Source organism: Methanoculleus formosensis (assembly GCF_025384765.1).
GTDB classification, from domain to species: domain Archaea; phylum Halobacteriota; class Methanomicrobia; order Methanomicrobiales; family Methanoculleaceae; genus Methanoculleus; species Methanoculleus formosensis.
In genome coordinates this window covers 569221-587385 of record NZ_VHLL01000001.1, presented here as the reverse complement: position 1 = coordinate 587385, position 18165 = coordinate 569221, and the positions used below count along the sequence as shown (strand labels likewise).

The window sequence follows — 18165 nt, the reverse complement described above, 5'->3', positions numbered from 1 at the left end:
AATTATGGCAAAATACAAGGAAACTATTGACCTGTACGATGATGCAGGCAAGCAGTTGAAGAGTGGTGTGCCACTCGAGAAGATCAGCCCGGTGATCAACCCGGCGACCAGGAAACTGATCGACCTCACCAAGAGGACGATTGCAGTCAACCTGAACGGGATTCAGGAGAGCCTGAAGACCGGAAAGGTAGCCAAGGGATATGTCCTCGGGCGTGAGATGAACCTCGACATCATCGGCAACAAGGACGCTGTCATCGCCAAGATCAAGGAGATGGTCCAGGTCGAAGAAGGCGACGACACAAACATCCGCGAGTTCAACGGTGGTAAGCTCATCCTCGTCGAGGCCCCTAAGGCCCGTCTCGAGGCTGCATCCACCTACGACGCCGCGATCACCGCGGTCGCAGCCGCGACCACCTACGCGCTCGTCGAGCAGTTCGACATCGGAGCGTTCGACGCAGCGATGGTCAAGGCGGCTGTCTGGGGCGGTTACCCGCACACGATGGACCTTACCGGTGCCAACGTCACGTCCATCCTGTCGATCCCCCAGAACAACGAAGGCCTCGGCTACGCGCTCCGTAACATCCCGGTCAACCACGCCGTGATGATGACCGGCAAGAACGCGATGCAGGGCGCCGCACTCTCGTCCACCTTCGAGCAGGCAGGAATGTTTGAGATGGGTAACGCCATCGGACCGTTCGAGCGCGCCCAGTTGCTTACTTACGCTTACCAGGGCCTGAACGCGAACAACATGGTCTACGACCTCGTCAAGAAGAACGGTGCGACCGGAACCATCGGTACCGTCGTCCAGAGCCTGGTCGAGCGCGCCATCGAGGACAAGGTCATCGCTCCGGGCAAGAAGGGCGGGTACTTCCAGTTCTACGACACGAAGGACCCGATGCTCTGGAACGCCTACGCCGCTGCGGGAACCATGGCAGCCACCATGGTCAACTGCGGTGCCGGACGGTTCGCCCAGGCAGTCTCCTCGACGCTCCTGTACTTCAACGACCTGCTCGAACACGAGACCGGCCTCCCCGGCTGCGACTACGGTCGTGTCATGGGTACCGCCGTCGGGTTCTCGTTCTTCAGCCACTCGATCTACGGTGGTGGCGGCCCCGGTATCTTCAACGGCAACCACGTCGTGACCCGGCACGCCGCAGGCGTCGCTATCCCGTGCGTGGTCGCTGCGGCGGCGCTCGATGCCGGAACCCAGATGTTCTCGCCTGAGAGCACATCCAAGGTCTACGGCGACACCTACGGCAAGGTTGACGTCTTCAACAAGCCGATCCAGCAGATCGCAAAGGGTGTGTAAATAACACAAGGATACCAATGACCGAAGCCATATACCCTCAGGTTCGAATCGTTTCTGCGCGATTCCTCAGACCCGATACGGTGGAAGAACTCCTGAACAGGCTTGTTCAGATCGGCGGGATCCTCCGGATGTCTCTTACCGGACAGAATCTTCCCGCCACCGTACCCTACGGCCCGGCGCGGGGGAAACCCAACCCCCACCCGGACCGCAAGGTCATCCGTGTCGGAGACCAGGACGTCCAGCTCCAGGTACAGGTTGGAAACGTCATCCTGGAACTCGAGGACGAGTCGTATATCCCGGCCGTCGAGGAAGCAGTCGAAGAAGTCTTTGCAAGCAAGGACTTCTCCTGCACCGTCCAGAGAGGGCGGTTCATGAAGACCCAGCCGACGATTTCCGACTACGCGAAATACGGACCTGATGCCGATAAAGAGATTCTCGGGCTCGTTGATCCGAGGAAGAAAGAAGGCCCAATTATCATTCAGGGAAACAAGTAGATGCCAATCGGAAGAGTGACTCAGGTCGTCGATTGCCGCGAGAGCATGGGGATGGGGAAAGGAGGCGGTCTCGCCCAGCGGGGCACCATCTCCGAGACCAGATCGCCCGATGTTATCGTGATCGGGATGTCCCCCGGCCGCAGACACGTGACAAAACCGGTCTGCGACATCACCTCCGGTCTGCGGAGGGAGGGGGCGGAGTTCTCCGTGACCACGCTCGTCCTCAATGCGGGGAGCGGGGTTCCGGCAGATTCGCCCGTCGCGGGCCATGTTCTCGGCGCTTATTTCGGACTGACAGAGAAAGAGATCGCCCAGATAGAGCAGCACAAGGTAGCCATCCTGCATCACGGGAACGTCCGTTCCCATGTGGTGCAGAAGGTCCGGTTTATCCTTGAGCACGCAAACATCAGGGCTATCGTCGTATCTCAAGTCCCGATCGACTTCGAGGACCTCGCAAAGGAGGGGATCAGGACTGCGGTGGTTATGCCGCCGCCCGACCGGACGAAGACGAAAGGCATGGTGATAGATATCGTCAGTGGTGTGACAAGGGGCCAGACACCCGGCAGGGAAAAATTGGCAGAGGTCGTTCGTGCCGTTATGAAAGCACTGAAAAGCCCAACATGAATGAGGTGAAAGAAAACATGGCATACAAGCCCCAATACGGACCGGGTACATCCAAGGTCGCCGAGAACCGGCGCAAGCAGATGAACCCCAACCAGAAGCTTGAAAAGATGCGCGATGTGACAGATGAAGATATCGTGCTGATCCTCGGCCACAGGGCGCCGGGAGCCGCCTATCCGACGGCCCACCCGCCGCTCGCCGAGCAGCAGGAGCCCGACTGCCCCATCAGGAAGATTGTAACCCCGACTGACGGTGCAAAGGCCGGCGACCGCGTTCGCTACATCCAGTTTGCGGACTCGATGTTCTTCGCCCCCTGCCACCCCTATCAGCGGACCTACACCGAGTGCTACCGCTTCCGCGGTATCGACCCCGGTACGCTCTCCGGCCGTCAGATCGTCGAGTGCCGCGAGCGTGACCTCGAGAAGTACTCGAAGGAACTCGTCGAGACCGAACTCCTCGACCCGGCCCGCACCGGCATCCGCGGCGCGACCGTGCACGGTCACTCGCTCCGTCTTGCCGAGAACGGCATGATGTTCGACATGCTCCAGAGGAGTGTCCTTGGCGAGGACGGCATCGTCCGCTACGTCAAGAACCAGATCGGCGAGCCTCTCGACCGCGCGGTTGCTATCGGCAAGCCGCTCGACGAGAAGTGGCTCAAGGCCCACACGACGATCTTCCACTCGCTTGGCGGCACGGCATACCGCGATGACAAGGAGTACATCGAGTACGTCCAGCGCATCCACACGCTGAGAACAAAATACGGGTTCCTACCGAAGGAGGCCTGATTACGATGGCAAAGATTGAGAGAACCCAGAAGCTCTTCCTGAAATCCCTCAAGGAGAAGTTCCAGGGCCAGGACGTTCAGTCCGAGACGACCGAGTTCTACAAGTTCAACGGCTACCACCAGTCCCCCCGCAAGGAGGAGTTCGTGAAGGCCAGCCGCGCCGTCGAGATGGACCGCGGCATCTCCATGTACGACCCCGTGCGCTGCCACCTTGGCGGTATCCCGCTCGGCCAGCGCCAGCTGATGACCTACGAGGTCTCCGGCACCGGCGTCTTCGTGGAGGGCGACGACCTGCACTTCGTCAACAACGCTGCGATGCAGCAGATGTGGGACGATATCCGGAGAACCGTCATCGTCAACATGGACCTCGCTCACCAGACGCTGCAGAAGCGTCTCGGTAAGGAAGTCACCCCCGAGACGATCAACGAGTACCTCCACGTGCTGAACCACGCGATGCCCGGCGCGGCCGTCGTCCAGGAGCACATGGTCGAGACCCACCCCGGCCTCGTCGACGACTGTTACGTCAAGGTCTTCACCGGCGACCAGGAACTCGCCGACGACCTCGAGCCCCAGTTCGTCCTCGACGTCGAGAAACTCTTCCCGGCAAAGCAGGCCGAAGCGCTCTCCGCAGCTGTAGGAAAGTCCCTCTGGCAGGCTATCCACATCCCGACCACGGTCTCCCGGACCTGCGACGGTGGAACGACCTCCCGGTGGTCTGCGATGCAGATCGGCATGTCCTTCATCGGTGCCTACCGGATGTGCGCCGGTGAAGCGGCTGTCGCCGACCTCTCCTACGCTGCAAAGCACGCAGGCGTCATCCAGATGGCGTCCCACCTGCCCGCCCGGCGTGCCCGCGGCCCGAACGAGCCCGGTGGTATCGGCTTCGGTCTCTTCAGCGATATCATTCAGGCGAACCGGAAGTACCCCCACGACCCCGCGAAGGCCTCCCTTGAGGTCGTCGGTGCCGGAACCATGCTGTTCGACCAGATCTGGCTCGGCTCCTACATGTCCGGCGGTGTCGGGTTCACGCAGTACGCGACCGCGGCCTACACCGACAACATCCTCGATGAGTTCACCTACTACGGTATGGACTACATCAAGGACAAGTACAAGGTCGACTGGAAGAACCCGAGCCCGACCGACAAGGTCAAGCCGACCTACGATATCGTCAACGACATCGCGACCGAGGTCGCCCTCAACGGCATGGAGCAGTACGAGCAGTACCCGACCATGATGGAGGACCACTTCGGCGGTTCCCAGCGTGCAGGCGTGCTTGCCGCTGCTTGCGGTCTCTCCACCTCCATCGCGACCGGCAACTCCAACGCCGGCCTGAACGCCTGGTACCTCTGCATGCTCCTGCACAAGGACGGATGGTCGCGTCTCGGCTTCTTCGGCTACGACCTCCAGGACCAGTGCGGGTCCGCGAACTCCCTCTCCATCCGTGGAGACGAGGGCGCGATCGGCGAGGTCCGTGGTCCGAACTACCCGAACTACGCGATGAACGTCGGCCACCAGGGCGAGTACGCCGCGATCACCGGCGGCGCCCACTACGGCCGCGGCGATGCGTGGTGTTTCGACCCGCGGGTGAAGATCTGCTTCGCCGACCCCGCGCTGAAGTTCGACTTCGCCGAGCCCCGCCGCGAGTTCGCGAAGGGTGCCATCCGCGAGTTCATGCCCGCCGGCGAGCGTTCGCTCATCATTCCGGCGCGGTAAACCCAAATCAATTTTTTTTTCCCTACCGTAACTTAGAATGTCTAACGAGGACATTCCAGCCGATATTTTACGTTTCGCTGCGATATCGGCACAACTTTTCGAAACCTTTAATTAAGTCATAAACAACTGTTAAATGAACCAAAAAGGTTTTGAACCCGTACTCCGGTGCCATGAGCACCGGAGGAGGATGCTGAATGGAAGAGATCGTATTTGGCATCGGCATTACCGCATTGGCAGGTGCTCTCGCAACCGTCGCCGGCGCTGCGGAAGACGTTGAATCTGACATCGGATCACAGGGTGACCCGAACTCACAGGTTCAGCTGGCTCCACAGATGGGATATATTCACCGCATATTCAACAAGGCAATTGCTGGTGAACCTCCCGCGTACGGCCTCTGGGTTGCTCTGGGCGCAGGCCTTGCCTGGGCTTTCATGGCGATGCAGATAAACCCGATACTTGCAATCGTGCTCGGGAGTGCTCTCGCGGTCTTCGTGCAGGGCATCTATGCGACTACCGCATACCTCGGCCGTACTGCAAGTCTCGCCAAGTTCGGACAGCCGGTCTACATTGACATCTTGAAGTCGATGACGACCGTGACCATGGCACACGCGTTCATAGCAATCTTCGCCACCGTCGCGATGTGTCACCTTATGATCAGCGCGCTCGGCCACCCCTTCCCGCTCCCGCTTCTGGGTATCGTCTGGGGTATCGCGCTCGGTGCGGCCGGGTCTGCGACCGGTAACCCGTTCTACGGAAAGGAGCGGCAGTACCAGGAGCAGAAGTTCGGAGCAGGCGTTCCGATCTCCGCGTCCGGTAACATCGTCCGCTACGCCGAGGCCGGCCAGCGGAACTCGCTCGACAACGGTTTCTTCAGCGCCAAACTCGGCGGCCCCGCCTCGGGCATCTGCTTTGGCCTGATCGTCTTCTTCGAACTCTGGCGTACCGTGGTCTTCGAAGAGTTCAACATCTGGGGACCGATCGTCGTCGGTGTCGTCGTCATCCTGGTCTTTGCCATCATCGACCGCTACATCGAGGTCTGGGCAAGGAAGAACTTCGGGCCCTACACGGCTCCCGAGGCTACTGAGGAGGCATCGTCATGAGCGCACTCGGCGGACCTAAACAGACTGGAGGCATCCAACCCCCGACGGCAATGGGCCTCGTCATCGGTATCGTTCTTATCGTAGCAGCGCTTGCGCTCGCTTACTTACTCGTACAGATGGCCGGACTGATCGCGCTCGTCGGCATCATCATCGGCGGCGTCCTGATCGCGTTCGGCGTTCACTTCGTCCCGGTCGGCGGTGCTCCCGCTGCAATGGGACAGGCACCCGGTATCGCGACCGGTGTTGCGATGCTTGCGGCCGGTGCCGGCCTTGCCGGTCTCTTCGGTGGCGCATGGGCCGCCCCGCTTGGATTCGGCGTCGCCCTTGCGGGCGGTGCGATCGGCGGCGGTCTCCTGATGGCGATCACCTGTACGATGGTCAACGTCATCTACGTCTTCGGCATGGGTATCCCGGCAGCCTCCGGTAAGGTCGATAAAGACCCCATCACGGGCGACACCTTCCCCGAGTTCAAGAGCCAGGGTACCGAGGGGCACGGCCTCCCGTTCATCTCCTGGGTCGGCGGCGTCATCGGCGGCGCACTCGGAGGTCTTGGGGGAACGCTCATCTACCTCCAGCTTCTCGACGTTTACCAGGCGCAGCTCCCGGTGATCCTGAACGCCACGGTCGAGCAGATCGCGCCCGTCGCCGTCTCGCTTGCCGGCATCTTCGCGGTCGGTATGTTCCTCGTGAACGCCGTGCTTGCGGCATACAACATCACCGGTACGATCGAAGGGCCGCACGACCCCAAGTTCAAGCGGTTCCCGAGAGCGATCATCGCAGCCGCCGTGGCATCCGCCGTTACCGGCATCTTCGCGATCGGGCTCCTCCAACTGGTGGGGGTATTCTAAATGTCAGTAAAAGTTGAAGTCGGAGCAGGCGGCATCCCGCACAACCAGATCCTGATCTACGGCCTCGTGGGATCGCTCGTCCTGATTTACCTGACATACCTGAACACTATCACCGGCACCGAGTACTTCTCGTTCTTCGGTGGGCTTGCCGCCGTAGTCGCGCTCCTCTGGGGCACCGACACGATCAAGCACCTCTGCAGCTACGGTCTCGGTACCGGTGTCCCGTCGGCAGGTATGATCGCCCTCGGGTCCGGTGTCGTTGCTGCGCTCTTCGGAGCCACGACCGGCCCCTTCGCACCCATCGTGACGATCATCATCGCCGCAATCATCGGCGCGGTCGCCGGACTGATGGCGAACGCCGTTGTCCGGATGGACATCCCCGTCATGGTCGTCTCGCTGATCGAACTCGCGATCGTCGGCGCAATGACCATTCTCGGTCTCTCGGCGATGGCCTGCGGAACGTTTGAGTTCCTCGGCATGATCACCGGCGAGATCGCGATCCTCGGATTCATCGTGCAGAGCTACGAGTTCTCGCTCATCGGCGGCAGCATCATCGCCGTGATCTTCATGCTCGGCGCTATCGCCATCCAGCACTCCTTCAACGCCTGTCTCGGGCCGGGGGAGCAGCAGGACAGGACGCTCATGCTCGCCGCGGAGTGCGGGTTCCTCTCGATGATCCCCATCGCGATCATCTCGTTCGCGTTCATCGGCATGTATGCCGCTCTCATCTCACTGGTGGTCTCGATCGTCGGGTGGCTCTACACCTACAAGAAGTACATCGAGCTCTCGCAGCGTGACGCCTACGCATGGCTCGACGCACAGCCGATCCTTGAGCCCAAGGGAGGTGCCTAAATGGCGTACATTCAGGTGCTGCCCGAGTACGGCCTGGTTGTCGACCCGATGGTCGGAATCGTCACCACTGCCGGTGTCTCCTACACCCCCGTGCTCGAACAGGTAGCGGAACTCGAGAAGATCACCGACGACCTGGTCGGTATGCTCTCCGGAGAGGGCAACTTCCTGGCATCATTCCCGAACAGGGAGGGTGTTCTCAACACCGCCGGAGGCGTGACCGCATTCTGGTATGGCATGGCAGTCGGCCTTCTGATTGCCGGTGTCGTCGTATTAGGACTGCTGTGAGGTGAAGAACATGGTTGAGAAGAAATCACCGGCCAGCGGATGGCCGATTATTCAGGGCGACTTCCACACGGGAGATGCACAGAGTTGCGTCGCTGTCGTCACCATGGGATCCCACCTCGACGAGCAGGGCATCTGCGATGCCGGAGCGGCAATCGCCGGGTCCTGTAAGACCGAGAACCTCGGCCTTGAGAAGATCATCGCGAACGTCATCTCCAACCCCAACATCAGGTTCATCCTCTGTTGCGGAACGGAGGTCAAGGGCCACCTCTCCGGACAGAGCTTCATGGCTCTGCACGAAGGCGGCGTCGCCGGCGGGAAGATCGTCGGCGCCCAGGGAGCCATCGCGTTCATCGAGAACCTCTCCGACGAAGCCATCAAGCGCTTCCAGGACCAGGTCGAGATGGTCAACATCATGGAAAGCGAGGACATGGGCACCATCAAGGCCAAGATCGATGAACTCAAGGCCAAAGACCCCGGTGCGTTCGGCGCAGAACCCATGGTCGTCGAGGTCAAGGAAGAGGACGGTGCCGGCGCAGAGGAAGCGACTGGTGAAGTACAGCCGCTCTCCGGTGAACTGGCACTGATACACGCACGGATGAAGATCATCGAGCGGATGGTCACCGACATCGGGTACCGTAACAAGTTTGCCGCCGGCGTCTACTCGGGCAAGATTGAGGGCCTCATGATCGGCCTGATCGTCTCGTTCGTGATTCTGGGGTTCATCCTGCTGGGGTGAGATAAATGGCAGAAGAAGTTACACAGGCAGGCCCCATCCGGATGACGGCAATCAACGGCATGATGAGCTCCATCCGGTACAAGGCACAGATCCTTGCCCGCACGACCAAACTCGAATCCGGTATCATGGGCAAGGGAATCGTCGGGTTCACAATCGGACTCCTTGTAGTCTTACTCCTGATCGTGGTCCCGGCACTGATGGTGGGGGCGATCTAACATGGCTGAGAAGAAATCACCGGCCAGCGGATGGCCGATTATTCAGGGCGACTTCCACACGGGAGATGCACAGAGTTGCGTCGCTGTCGTCACCATGGGATCCCACCTCGACGAGCAGGGCATCTGCGATGCCGGAGCGGCAATCGCCGGGTCCTGTAAGACCGAGAACCTCGGCCTTGAGAAGATCATCGCGAACGTCATCTCCAACCCCAACATCAGGTTCATCCTCTGTTGCGGAACGGAGGTCAAGGGCCACCTCTCCGGACAGAGCTTCATGGCTCTGCACGAAGGCGGCGTCGCCGGCGGGAAGATCGTCGGCGCCCAGGGAGCCATCGCGTTCATCGAGAACCTCTCCGACGAAGCCATCAAGCGCTTCCAGGACCAGGTCGAGATGGTCAACATCATGGAAAGCGAGGACATGGGCACCATCAAGGCCAAGATCGATGAACTCAAGGCCAAAGACCCCGGTGCGTTCGGCGCAGAGCCCATGGTCGTCGAGGTCAAAGAAGGGGACGGTGCGGCGGAAGTTGCCGTCGCAGGAGCAAACCCGCAGTTCCTTGAGATCGAAGAACGGCTCAACGCCATCGAGGAGAGGATCGAGTTCGTCGATGCAGAGATCGCCCAGCGCGTCGGAAGGAAAGTCGGGCGCGATATCGGCATCCTGTATGGACTGGTCGCAGGTTTGATTGTATTCATGATGTTGTTGGTATTACTGCCCAAATTGGTTGGGTACCTGTAAAGGAGGTTTGGCGAATATGTTCAAGTTCGAAAAAGAGCAGACGGTACACGACTTCAACGGTACCATGATCGGCGGGCAGCCTGGAGAATACCCGTCCGTGCTCGGTGCATCCATCTTCTACAACAAGCACGAGGTTGTTCTGGATGACCACACTGGAAAGATCGACAAGATAAAAGCAGAAGGGCTCTGGAACCGCTGCCAGGAACTCTCGGATATCACGGGCATTCCGCACTTCATCCAGATCATCGCGGAGTTCCCTGAGGCCTTCGAGAGCTACATCGACTGGTTCTGCAGCATCGACGACAAGACCGCATTCCTGATGGACTCATCCGTCCCGACGGCGCTGGCACACGCGTGCAAATACGTCACCGAGGCCGGCATCGCGGACCGCGCGATCTACAACTCGATCAACGGCTCGATCCTGCCCGAGAACATCGAGGCTCTCGCCAAGAGCGATGTGAACGCAGCCATCGTCCTCGCTTTCAACCCCGGCGACCCGTCGGTTGCCGGCCGTGAGAAGGTCCTGGTCGAGGGCGGCGTTGCCGGACAGGAACTCGGGATGCTCGAGATCGCGGAGAAATGTGGTATCACCCGCCCGATCCTTGACACCGCGGCAACCCCGCTCGGTCTCGGCTCCGGCGGCTCGTACCGTGAGATCCTCGCCTGCAAGGCGATCCACGGTCTCCCCACCGGCGGCGCGTACCACAACATGACGGTCTCCTGGACCTGGCTCAAGCGCTGGAAGGGAACGAAGAAGACTCCCTCGCAGCAGCTGGCCGGTCTCGAAGGCAAGGATGCCCTCGTCGAGCAGCTCACCCACCACTACCTCGGTGGTACGGACGGTATGCGCCAGGCGGCCTGGTCTGCACCCGATATCGGCTGCAACATGATTGCAAGCACGCTCGGCGCCGACCTGATCATGTACGGCCCGATCGAGAACGTCGAGGCGATGATCACCGCACAGGCCTACGTGGATATCGTCGTGCTGGAAGCGGTGCGCGATCTGGGAATCGAGCCCAAGACCGAGAACCACCCGTTCTTCAAACTCATCTAAACCCTTTTTTTGCTGCCTCAGTAGACGGTATTCAACCCCGCTGAAAGGAGGGGCTGCAACAGGTTGTAAACTATTTTACCTTAAAAAAATGGTTTTAGTAACAACTATACATTAGCAAGCCCTATACCAGATCACCAGACGCTTATGAAGCTGATTACCGTTGCAGGCCCCCCATCTTCGGGGAAGACCTCTGTTATCCTCAAAACCATCGCAGCTCTCGGGCTGCCCCCGGGGAGCGTGGGCGTCGTGAAGTTCGACTCGCTCACCTCCTTCGACCACCAGCGCTACGATGAACAGAAGATACCCAACCAGACTGCTTTTGCCGGAAAGATCTGTCCGGACCACCATTTCGTCAGCAACGTCGAAGGGGCGGTCGAATGGGGCATGAAGAAGGGGTTGTCGGTTCTCGTCACGGAGAGCGCAGGGCTCTGCAACCGGTGCTCGCCCTACGTGAACGGCATCTTATCGGTCTGTGTCATCGACAACCTCTCCGGCATCAACACCCCGCGGAAGATCGGCCCGATGCTGAAGTATGCCGATATCGTCGTTGTCACGAAAGGGGATGTGGTCTCCCAGGCGGAGCGCGAGGTCTTCGCCTTCAACATCCGTGAGGTGAATGCATCGGCAACGGTTCTCTTCGTGAACGGGATCACCGGCCAGGGAGCGTTTATGCTTGCCCGCCACTGGCAGGATACACTGGATATCCGGACACTTCGCGACCGTAAACTCAGGTTCACGATGCCTGCCGCCATCTGTTCCTACTGCACCGGCGAGACCCTCATCGGAGAGATGTACCAGATGGGGATGGTCAAAAGGATGGAGTTTGACGATGAAAGCCCCTGACTATGTTGCAGAGGTCTCGTCGGTGCCTATCGGCGATATCCTTCGCCGTTACCCTCTTGCGGTCGATTACCTCGCCAACATACGGCTGGTCGGGGTTGATGAGACAAAGACGCTCCCTGAGATCCTGGAAGACGTCGATGAGGATATGCTTGAGGAGTTCGGGCTTGACCGCGAGGAGGTCATATTCCACTTCAGCGCATTTCTTGAAGCGTTCACCCGAATGGAGGAATCTATCGAGACGATCTCCTCCATCACGATCCTCGGCGGACGGGACAAGACGGGGAGGCCCGAGATGCTCGAACTGACGGTGACACCCGGCGAGGTCGTGAGCATAGTCGGTCCCACCGGCTCGGGAAAGAGCAGGTTGCTTGAGGATATCGAATGTCTTGCCCAGCGCGACACCCCGACTGCACGACAGATCCTCATCAACGGGTCAGTCCCGGATCTCGATAAGAGGTTCTCCACCGGGGGGAAGCTGGTAGCCCAGCTCTCGCAGAACATGAACTTCGTCATGGACCTGACGGTGCAGGAATTTCTGGAGATGCATGCGAAAAGCCGGATGATCCCGGACTCTGCCGCGGTTGTGGAGAAGTGTTTTGCGGTTGCCAATTCGCTGGCAGGGGAGAAGTTCACGCTCGATACGAAAGTCACCCAGCTCTCCGGGGGGCAGTCGCGGTCGCTGATGATCGCCGACACCGCTCTCTTGAGTTCATCCCCGATCATCCTCATCGACGAGCTGGAGAATGCAGGAATCGACCGGCGGGAGGCGATCGAGATCCTCGTCGGCAACGAGAAGATCGTCCTCATGTCAACGCACGACCCGCTTCTTGCCCTCCGTGCCGATAAAAGGATCGTCATCAAGAATGGAGGCGTGGCAAAAGTGATCGAGACGACCGCAGAAGAGGAGCAGACGCTGCATAAGATCGAGGCGATCGATTCTGCCCTCCTCAATATCCGCAACCAGCTCCGGAGAGGAGAGATCGTTACGGAAGAGAGCATTCCGGAATTTCAGGAGAGATAGTATGTGGGAATTATACGATGCGTTAATCGAAGGGATCCCCGACGACATTGTCGTTGAAGATATGGTCCTGGGCGGGGAACTGACGTATGTCGAGGCAAACGGCGGCATCGGTATCGCCGGATACCGTTATTATATCCAGCGCGCCCCGATGATGACTGAGAACAGGATCGGGAAACCGTTGAAAGAGGTGGCGGGGTGTGTGAAGTCCTGGAACTTCTGGGAGGCATCGATCGGCAACGCGGCGATCAACGCGTGGTACAATCACCCGGAGACCGCCAGGAGGGCGGGGATCGAGGTTGCAGAGAAGAAACGGGTCGAAGAACGGCTGAAAGACCCGTTCATCAAGTCCCAGAATCTTGTGAAGGGGAAGAAAGTCTGTGTTGTCGGTCATTTCCCGTTCCTTGAGAAGTTGATCGCCCCCGTCTCCGACCTGAGCATCATTGAGTGGGACCCCGAGGAGGGAGATTACCCTTACTCTGCCTGCGAGTACCTGCTGCCGGAGTCCGATTATGTCTTCCTGACCTGTGGCGCTCTCGGCGACAAAAGTATGCCGCGGCTCCTCGAACTCTCGGAGAACGCAGAGAGCGTGACGATCGTGGGCCCGGGGACTCCCCTCTCTTCGGTCTTCTTCGACTACGGCGTCTCCGATCTCTCGGGATTTATCGCAACCGATGCTGCACTCGCGAAGAGGATCATCAGGGGGGCGGAGAACCAGAGGATCTTCGGAGCGGGGATGAAGGTGGAGTATCTCCGCCCGGGGGTTTGAAGGCGGTTGCGGCGCTTTTTTTCAGTACTTCGCTAAAACTACTGAGCCCTAAAAAAAGAGTAGATGCCAGGCAACTCACTTTGCAAGACCTCGCCCTCACCTGCCCCGGCACTTTTATTACCCGCCATCCAGACCCAGTACTTCGCTAATTTCGGCATCTGAAATAGACCAATGCAGCCTCGCATAGCGACCTAAAACGGGATCGGCAGCACCCGGGCACCGGACTTCGCACCTTGCGGTGCCTCATGCTCCTGCCCTCCGGCCAGTCGCGCTTCGCGGCTTCGCGCTCTTCGCGCGAGTTAATGGGCAAAGATAGCAATATGGCTTCACGCGGAAGCACGCGGGAGAACGCGAAGGGACGATGGTTTGACCTCTTGAAGATTACCTCGACCGTTTTAGCGAAGTACTGAGACCGCGGCAGATACTCTGCCACGGTGGTGGTTTACATTGCAGGAGGATTTACGAAAGGGTTTGCGAGGTGAACTCCCCCGTCTCCATCCCGTAAAGAGATACGTAGCCCCCGCTCGAAGACCTTCGGCCTTCTCAAAGCTCCGGACGTTCCGTCCGTCGCACTTCCGGTGCTCATGCACCGGCCCCATGACCCATCGCACCCCACTCCTGGGGGCGGGGCAATCATGGCGATAGACAACCGGCGGCACGGCGGTCGTTCGAGCACCACAGGTGCGCAGTCCCCCTGGAATCCGTGTTTAGGGTGCAACCGATGACTCCTCTGAGAGGTTTCAACAAAGCCTTACTTGAGAACGTTCAGGAGAACCATATGACGAGCGGAATCGGACATACAAACCAGGTGCCCTCACAACCCGCGATATGCGCTACGGCGGTGACGGATATAGAGGATTATAATCTCCCGCTCCTCATGATGCACGGCATATATAATCCGGTAGTCCCCTACCTGGGTTCGGTAGAGGTGTTCTGCTCCGCTTAACTTACGTACACCATGCGGCAGAGGATTTTCAGATAGAGCGTCTATGCTCTGAAAGATACGCAGAACACTATCACGCGGCAATACTGCGACATCTCTCTCGACACTCGCCTTTACGCGAATCGCGTACCCCGCCATTACTGCTCGTATCGCTTCCGGAATTCACTGAACCCTACGGTCGGTTCTTCACGCCGCTCCGCGACCACGGCAAGGTCATGGAGATCTTCCTGCAGCTGCTCGTACTCCTGGAGAGGGAGAATAACCGCGACCCGGTTCCCGTGCTCATCGACGACATACTGTTCTCCTGTAGCGCTCATCGTTCTCCTCACTTGTAGATAGGGTGCAGGAACCATTAATCTTCTTTTGGCTCTGGTGTAAACCCGGTTCCTGTCTTTCTCTACCCGATAGGGATGGTGCCGGTTCAGGTACCAATCCGCAGCCCGGAACCTCCATCCGACTGGAATGCAAAAAAGAAGAGTATACCATCCGCAGGGCGAAGGGCCTCCCGCACCGGCTGCTTACGCGAGTTCGATATGCCCGGCGATCCGGAGTTTCCCGCCCTCGAGGTAGTGGAGCACCGCCGTGTCACCCGGGAGGTAGACGAGGTCTTTTTCGAGTGCAAGCGTCAGCGTCGGGTGCCGCCAGTCGCCGTCGTCCCGCACCGCCTCCACCCTCGCCGGGATGAACTGCATCCAGTGGCCGATATGGAGCACCGTCCCCGCCGTGAGCGGCGCCGGCCAGTATTTTACCAGGGTCGCCCGCCCCTCAAGGTTCGTCCCCGTCCGGAGCGCGGGGTCGCTTGAGAGGACAAAGCCCCGGTCGAGGTCGTCGGACTCGACGTTCTTGAGCGCGAGCCCCACGCGGTCGCCTTCCGCTGCCCAGTCGAAGTCGTCGTCGTGCTTCTGAATCGACCGCACCGTGATCGCCCGCTCACCGGGGTAGACCTTCAGGGCGTCGTGCTTTCTGATGCCGCCCCGCACCACGCCGCCGAGGATGACCGTCCCGATGCCGCGGACGTTGAAGTGGTGATCGATGGGAATGGCTCCCACGGCACCCGCGGCAAGCGGGACGGAGGAGCGGGCATGCGCCTCGCCAAGCAGGAGATCGCGCAGCGTGATCGGGTCCTCTTCCACGAACTCGTAGCGCTCGAGCACCGTCCCCCGGAGGAGCGGCGCGACGTCTCCAGGGGTCAGGTAGTTCTGGAGGACGATGTAGCCCTGCTTCACCCTCGCTTCATCGAGCATCAGCACCCACTCCCCGAGCGTCGGGGTGATGGCGCCCACCACGACGAGAGCCGCATCCGCCATCGATGCGGCGTAGAAGAGCGGGGCCAGCCGTTCGGGATACCGGGTAGGCTCGATGATGGTGACGGTATCCTCGCCCTTCTTCAGGTTATAGAACGTGATATCGGACTCTGTGCCCTTCTTCCCGAGGTCTTTTGCGTAACCGGCAGGTCCCAGCACGGCAAGGTTCAGGTTACCCATATGCCAGATCTCTTGGTCATCCAGGGCAATGAGGTTTGCTCCGTGCAGTCAGGGGAGATAGACCCGCGCATACACCATCTCCAGACAGGAGCCCGCACAGATAATCCAAATAGATTTTAACAAAGTAAACTAAATTTTCTGGCACACGTATGCGGCGAACGGCACCGATCACCATCCTGACGCTTATCTGCGCGCTTCTCATCAGCATGGCCGCTGCAGTCGCTCTCGGACCGAGCGGGATCTCTCTTGGGTCGTTCTTCACATCGGAGAACGCCTGGATGATCCTCTGGGAGATCCGGGTGCCAAGGGTGATCGCCGCGGCGCTGGTCGGGTGCGGGCTGGCTGTTGCGGGCACGGCCATGCAGGCGCTCTTCCGTAACCCCATGGCCGATCCCTACATCATCGGCACGTCCTCGGGCGGAGCGCTCGGGGCCACGCTCGCGATCGTCCTCTTTGCCGGCACGGGACGCCCCGTGCTTGCATTTGCCGGGGCGATGGCCGCCACGTTCGCCGTATACTTCATCGCCCGCAGAGGCGGCAAGATCCCGGTCGAGACGCTCCTCCTCTCCGGTGTCGCCCTCGCGACGCTTCTCTCGGCGCTCCTCTCCTTCCTGATGTACACCGCAGGCCGGAGCCTGCACCAGATCATGTTCTGGCTGATGGGAGGGTTCTGGAATATATCGTGGAACGACGTCACCGTCGCCCTCCCCATCCTGATCGGGGCCGCAGGAATCTACCTCTTCGCACGCGACCTCAACATCCTCGCCCTGAACGAAGAGGACGCGACCCATCTCGGGGTGAACGTCGAGAAGACGAAACTGATCCTCCTCGCGCTGAGCGCCTTCGTGACGGGGATAGCCGTTGCGGTGGCCGGCTCAATCGGGTTCATCGGCCTGATCACCCCGCACGTGATGCGGCTGATCGTTGGGCCCGACCACCGTTTCCTCTTCCCCGCGGCCGCGCTTGCAGGCGCCATCCTCCTGGTATGGGCGGATGCGCTCACGCGAACCTTCACGAGCGACATGCCGGTCGGCATCCTGACCGCCTGTTTCGGCGCACCGTTCTTCATATACCTCCTCCGGAGCCGGATGAAAGCATGAAACCGATTGAGATCATCGATATCGACGTCTCCTACGGCGCAAAGAAGATCCTCGAAGCGATCACGTTCCACGCCGAAGCGGGCGAGATCCTCGGTATCGTCGGGCCGAACGGGTCGGGGAAGACGACGCTCTTAAAAGCGATGAGCAGGGTCGTCGCCCGGGACAACGGCGAGATCCGGCTTGACGACCGGGACCTGGACTCGCTCGGGCACCGCGAACTCGCGCGCCGGGTCGCGGTAGTCCCGCAGGACATCTCGATCGGTTTCGACTATTCGGTGCGCGACGTCGTCATGATGGGCAGGCACCCCTACATCGGAAGGTTCGCCTCCGAGACGGCGCGGGACGTGGAGATCTGCGACCATGCCATGCACCTCGCAAACGTCGCCGACCTTGCCGGGGCCTCGGTGCACGGCATCAGCGGCGGCGAACGCCAGCGCGTCCTCATTGCCCGGGCGCTCGCACAGGAACCGAAGATCCTGCTCCTCGACGAAGCAACCTCGAACCTCGACGTCAGCCACCAGGTCGAGATCCTCAACATCATCAGGGATCTCGCGGGAGAGATCACGGTCGTCAGCGTCTTTCATGACCTGAACCTGGCCGCATACTACTGCGACCGGCTCCTGCTCCTCAAAGACCGGAAGGTCTATGCCGCAGGAACGCCCGGGGAGGTCCTGACCCGCGAGAAGATCCGCGAGGTCTTCGGGATGGAGATGCTCGTCAGGCCGCACCCGCTGACGGGGAGACCCTACGTCCTGCCGGTCTATATGCACCGGTCGGGCGCGGGGGCGAACCGGCGGGTGCACGTCGTCTGCGGTGGGGGGACAGGCTCCGATATCCTCCACCTCCTCCATGCTGCGGATTTCACGGTCACCTGCGGCGTCTTAAACATCCTCGACACCGACTACGGGACGGCGATGCACCTCGGGCTCCCGTGCATAGCAGAGCCCCCGTTTCACGGCATCACCACCGGATCGCTCTCGCGTCTCAGGGAATGCCTGGAGAGCGCAGATACCGTCATTGTCACGGCGATGCCGATAGGCAGGGGGAACCTCGACAATCTCCGGGTGCTGCTCGACTATCCGGCAAAACCGGTAATCTTCTATGCACGAGACCACACCGCCCGGATGGAAGACTACACCGGAGGTGAGGCCGGAGCGGTGCTGACCGAACTGGAGGCGCGCGGGGCGCTCCGGATCGAGGGGGCGGAAGAACTTCTTGCCTGCTTCTCGGGGGATGGCCCCGATCCGGGTTGCTAAAT

Annotated in this window: 21 protein-coding genes; 18 read left to right on the top strand and 3 right to left on the bottom strand. The window is 60.1% G+C overall.

Annotated elements, in window-relative coordinates; all coding sequences use genetic code 11:
* The first annotated feature begins 4 nt into the window (after positions 1-4).
* From mcrB to FKB36_RS03050, 16 genes are all read left to right on the top strand, one after another.
* Positions 5-1309 carry a coenzyme-B sulfoethylthiotransferase subunit beta gene (gene mcrB / locus FKB36_RS03125; RefSeq protein ID WP_261596562.1) on the top strand — a complete coding sequence of 435 codons (1305 nt, stop codon included), beginning with the start codon at positions 5-7 and terminating at the stop codon, positions 1307-1309.
* 17 nt (positions 1310-1326) lie between these two features.
* On the top strand, positions 1327-1803 hold the full coding sequence (gene mcrD, locus FKB36_RS03120) for a methyl-coenzyme M reductase operon protein D (RefSeq protein ID WP_261596561.1): 477 nt from the start codon (positions 1327-1329) through the stop codon (positions 1801-1803).
* Positions 1804-2427 (top strand): methyl-coenzyme M reductase I operon protein C, encoded by a 624-nt coding sequence (gene mcrC / locus FKB36_RS03115; protein ID WP_261596560.1) that lies wholly within the window; start codon positions 1804-1806, stop codon positions 2425-2427. It abuts the gene before it with no gap.
* Positions 2428-2444: 17 nt separating this feature from the next.
* A complete protein-coding gene (mcrG, locus tag FKB36_RS03110; RefSeq protein WP_261596559.1) occupies positions 2445-3209 on the top strand; it encodes a coenzyme-B sulfoethylthiotransferase subunit gamma in 765 nt (254 codons plus the stop codon).
* Positions 3210-3214: 5 nt separating this feature from the next.
* Positions 3215-4921, top strand: a complete 1707-nt coding sequence (mcrA, locus tag FKB36_RS03105; RefSeq protein ID WP_261596558.1) for a coenzyme-B sulfoethylthiotransferase subunit alpha — start codon at positions 3215-3217, stop codon at positions 4919-4921.
* Between the two features lie 194 nt (positions 4922-5115).
* Positions 5116-6021, top strand: coding sequence for a tetrahydromethanopterin S-methyltransferase subunit E (gene mtrE, locus FKB36_RS03100; protein ID WP_261596557.1), 906 nt, complete (start codon positions 5116-5118; stop codon positions 6019-6021).
* Positions 6018-6869 (top strand): tetrahydromethanopterin S-methyltransferase subunit D, encoded by an 852-nt coding sequence (mtrD, locus tag FKB36_RS03095; RefSeq protein ID WP_261596556.1) that lies wholly within the window; start codon positions 6018-6020, stop codon positions 6867-6869. Before mtrE ends, mtrD begins: the two co-directional genes overlap by 4 nt.
* Positions 6870-7721 (top strand): tetrahydromethanopterin S-methyltransferase subunit MtrC, encoded by an 852-nt coding sequence (mtrC, locus tag FKB36_RS03090; protein ID WP_261596555.1) that lies wholly within the window; start codon positions 6870-6872, stop codon positions 7719-7721.
* Positions 7722-8006, top strand: a complete 285-nt coding sequence (gene mtrB, locus FKB36_RS03085; RefSeq protein WP_261596554.1) for a tetrahydromethanopterin S-methyltransferase subunit MtrB — start codon at positions 7722-7724, stop codon at positions 8004-8006.
* A 10-nt stretch (positions 8007-8016) separates the two neighbouring features.
* Complete coding sequence (gene mtrA, locus FKB36_RS03080) at positions 8017-8742, top strand: tetrahydromethanopterin S-methyltransferase subunit A (protein ID WP_261596553.1); 726 nt, start codon at positions 8017-8019, stop codon at positions 8740-8742.
* 5 nt (positions 8743-8747) lie between these two features.
* A complete protein-coding gene (locus FKB36_RS03075) occupies positions 8748-8957 on the top strand; it encodes a tetrahydromethanopterin S-methyltransferase subunit F (protein WP_261596552.1) in 210 nt (69 codons plus the stop codon).
* A gap of 1 nt (position 8958) precedes the next feature.
* Entirely contained in the window at positions 8959-9696 is a 738-nt protein-coding gene (gene mtrA / locus FKB36_RS03070; protein ID WP_261596551.1) for a tetrahydromethanopterin S-methyltransferase subunit A, read from the top strand.
* Between the two features lie 16 nt (positions 9697-9712).
* The gene (gene mtrH / locus FKB36_RS03065; protein WP_261596550.1) at positions 9713-10750 is read left to right on the top strand and encodes a tetrahydromethanopterin S-methyltransferase subunit H; all 1038 of its coding nucleotides are present in this window, start codon (positions 9713-9715) and stop codon (positions 10748-10750) included.
* A gap of 144 nt (positions 10751-10894) precedes the next feature.
* On the top strand, positions 10895-11593 hold the full coding sequence (locus FKB36_RS03060) for a GTP-binding protein (RefSeq protein ID WP_261596549.1): 699 nt from the start codon (positions 10895-10897) through the stop codon (positions 11591-11593).
* Complete coding sequence (locus tag FKB36_RS03055; protein WP_261596548.1) at positions 11580-12614, top strand: ATP-binding cassette domain-containing protein; 1035 nt, start codon at positions 11580-11582, stop codon at positions 12612-12614. The genes FKB36_RS03060 and FKB36_RS03055 overlap by 14 nt, the downstream gene beginning before the upstream one ends.
* 1 nt (position 12615) lies before the next feature.
* Positions 12616-13380 (top strand): DUF364 domain-containing protein, encoded by a 765-nt coding sequence (locus FKB36_RS03050; RefSeq protein WP_261596547.1) that lies wholly within the window; start codon positions 12616-12618, stop codon positions 13378-13380.
* Positions 13381-14194: 814 nt separating this feature from the next.
* Here FKB36_RS03050 and FKB36_RS13380 read toward each other — a convergent pair.
* From FKB36_RS13380 to FKB36_RS03040, 3 genes are all read right to left on the bottom strand, one after another.
* Entirely contained in the window at positions 14195-14461 is a 267-nt protein-coding gene (locus FKB36_RS13380) for a type II toxin-antitoxin system RelE family toxin (RefSeq protein ID WP_390895685.1), read from the bottom strand.
* On the bottom strand, positions 14461-14640 hold the full coding sequence (locus FKB36_RS03045; protein ID WP_261596546.1) for a type II toxin-antitoxin system Phd/YefM family antitoxin: 180 nt from the start codon (positions 14638-14640) through the stop codon (positions 14461-14463). Before FKB36_RS03045 ends, FKB36_RS13380 begins: the two co-directional genes overlap by 1 nt.
* 201 nt (positions 14641-14841) lie before the next feature.
* Positions 14842-15807, bottom strand: a complete 966-nt coding sequence (locus FKB36_RS03040) for an EF-Tu/IF-2/RF-3 family GTPase (protein ID WP_261596545.1) — start codon at positions 15805-15807, stop codon at positions 14842-14844.
* Positions 15808-15956: 149 nt separating this feature from the next.
* Here FKB36_RS03040 and FKB36_RS03035 point away from each other — a divergent pair, with 149 nt between their 5' ends.
* Both FKB36_RS03035 and FKB36_RS03030 read left to right on the top strand, forming a co-directional pair.
* Positions 15957-16907, top strand: coding sequence for a FecCD family ABC transporter permease (locus FKB36_RS03035; protein ID WP_261596544.1), 951 nt, complete (start codon positions 15957-15959; stop codon positions 16905-16907).
* Positions 16904-18163: an ABC transporter ATP-binding protein gene (locus FKB36_RS03030; protein WP_261596543.1), complete on the top strand. Its 1260-nt coding sequence runs from the start codon at positions 16904-16906 to the stop codon at positions 18161-18163. The genes FKB36_RS03035 and FKB36_RS03030 overlap by 4 nt, the downstream gene beginning before the upstream one ends.
* The last annotated feature ends 2 nt before the right edge of the window (positions 18164-18165 follow it).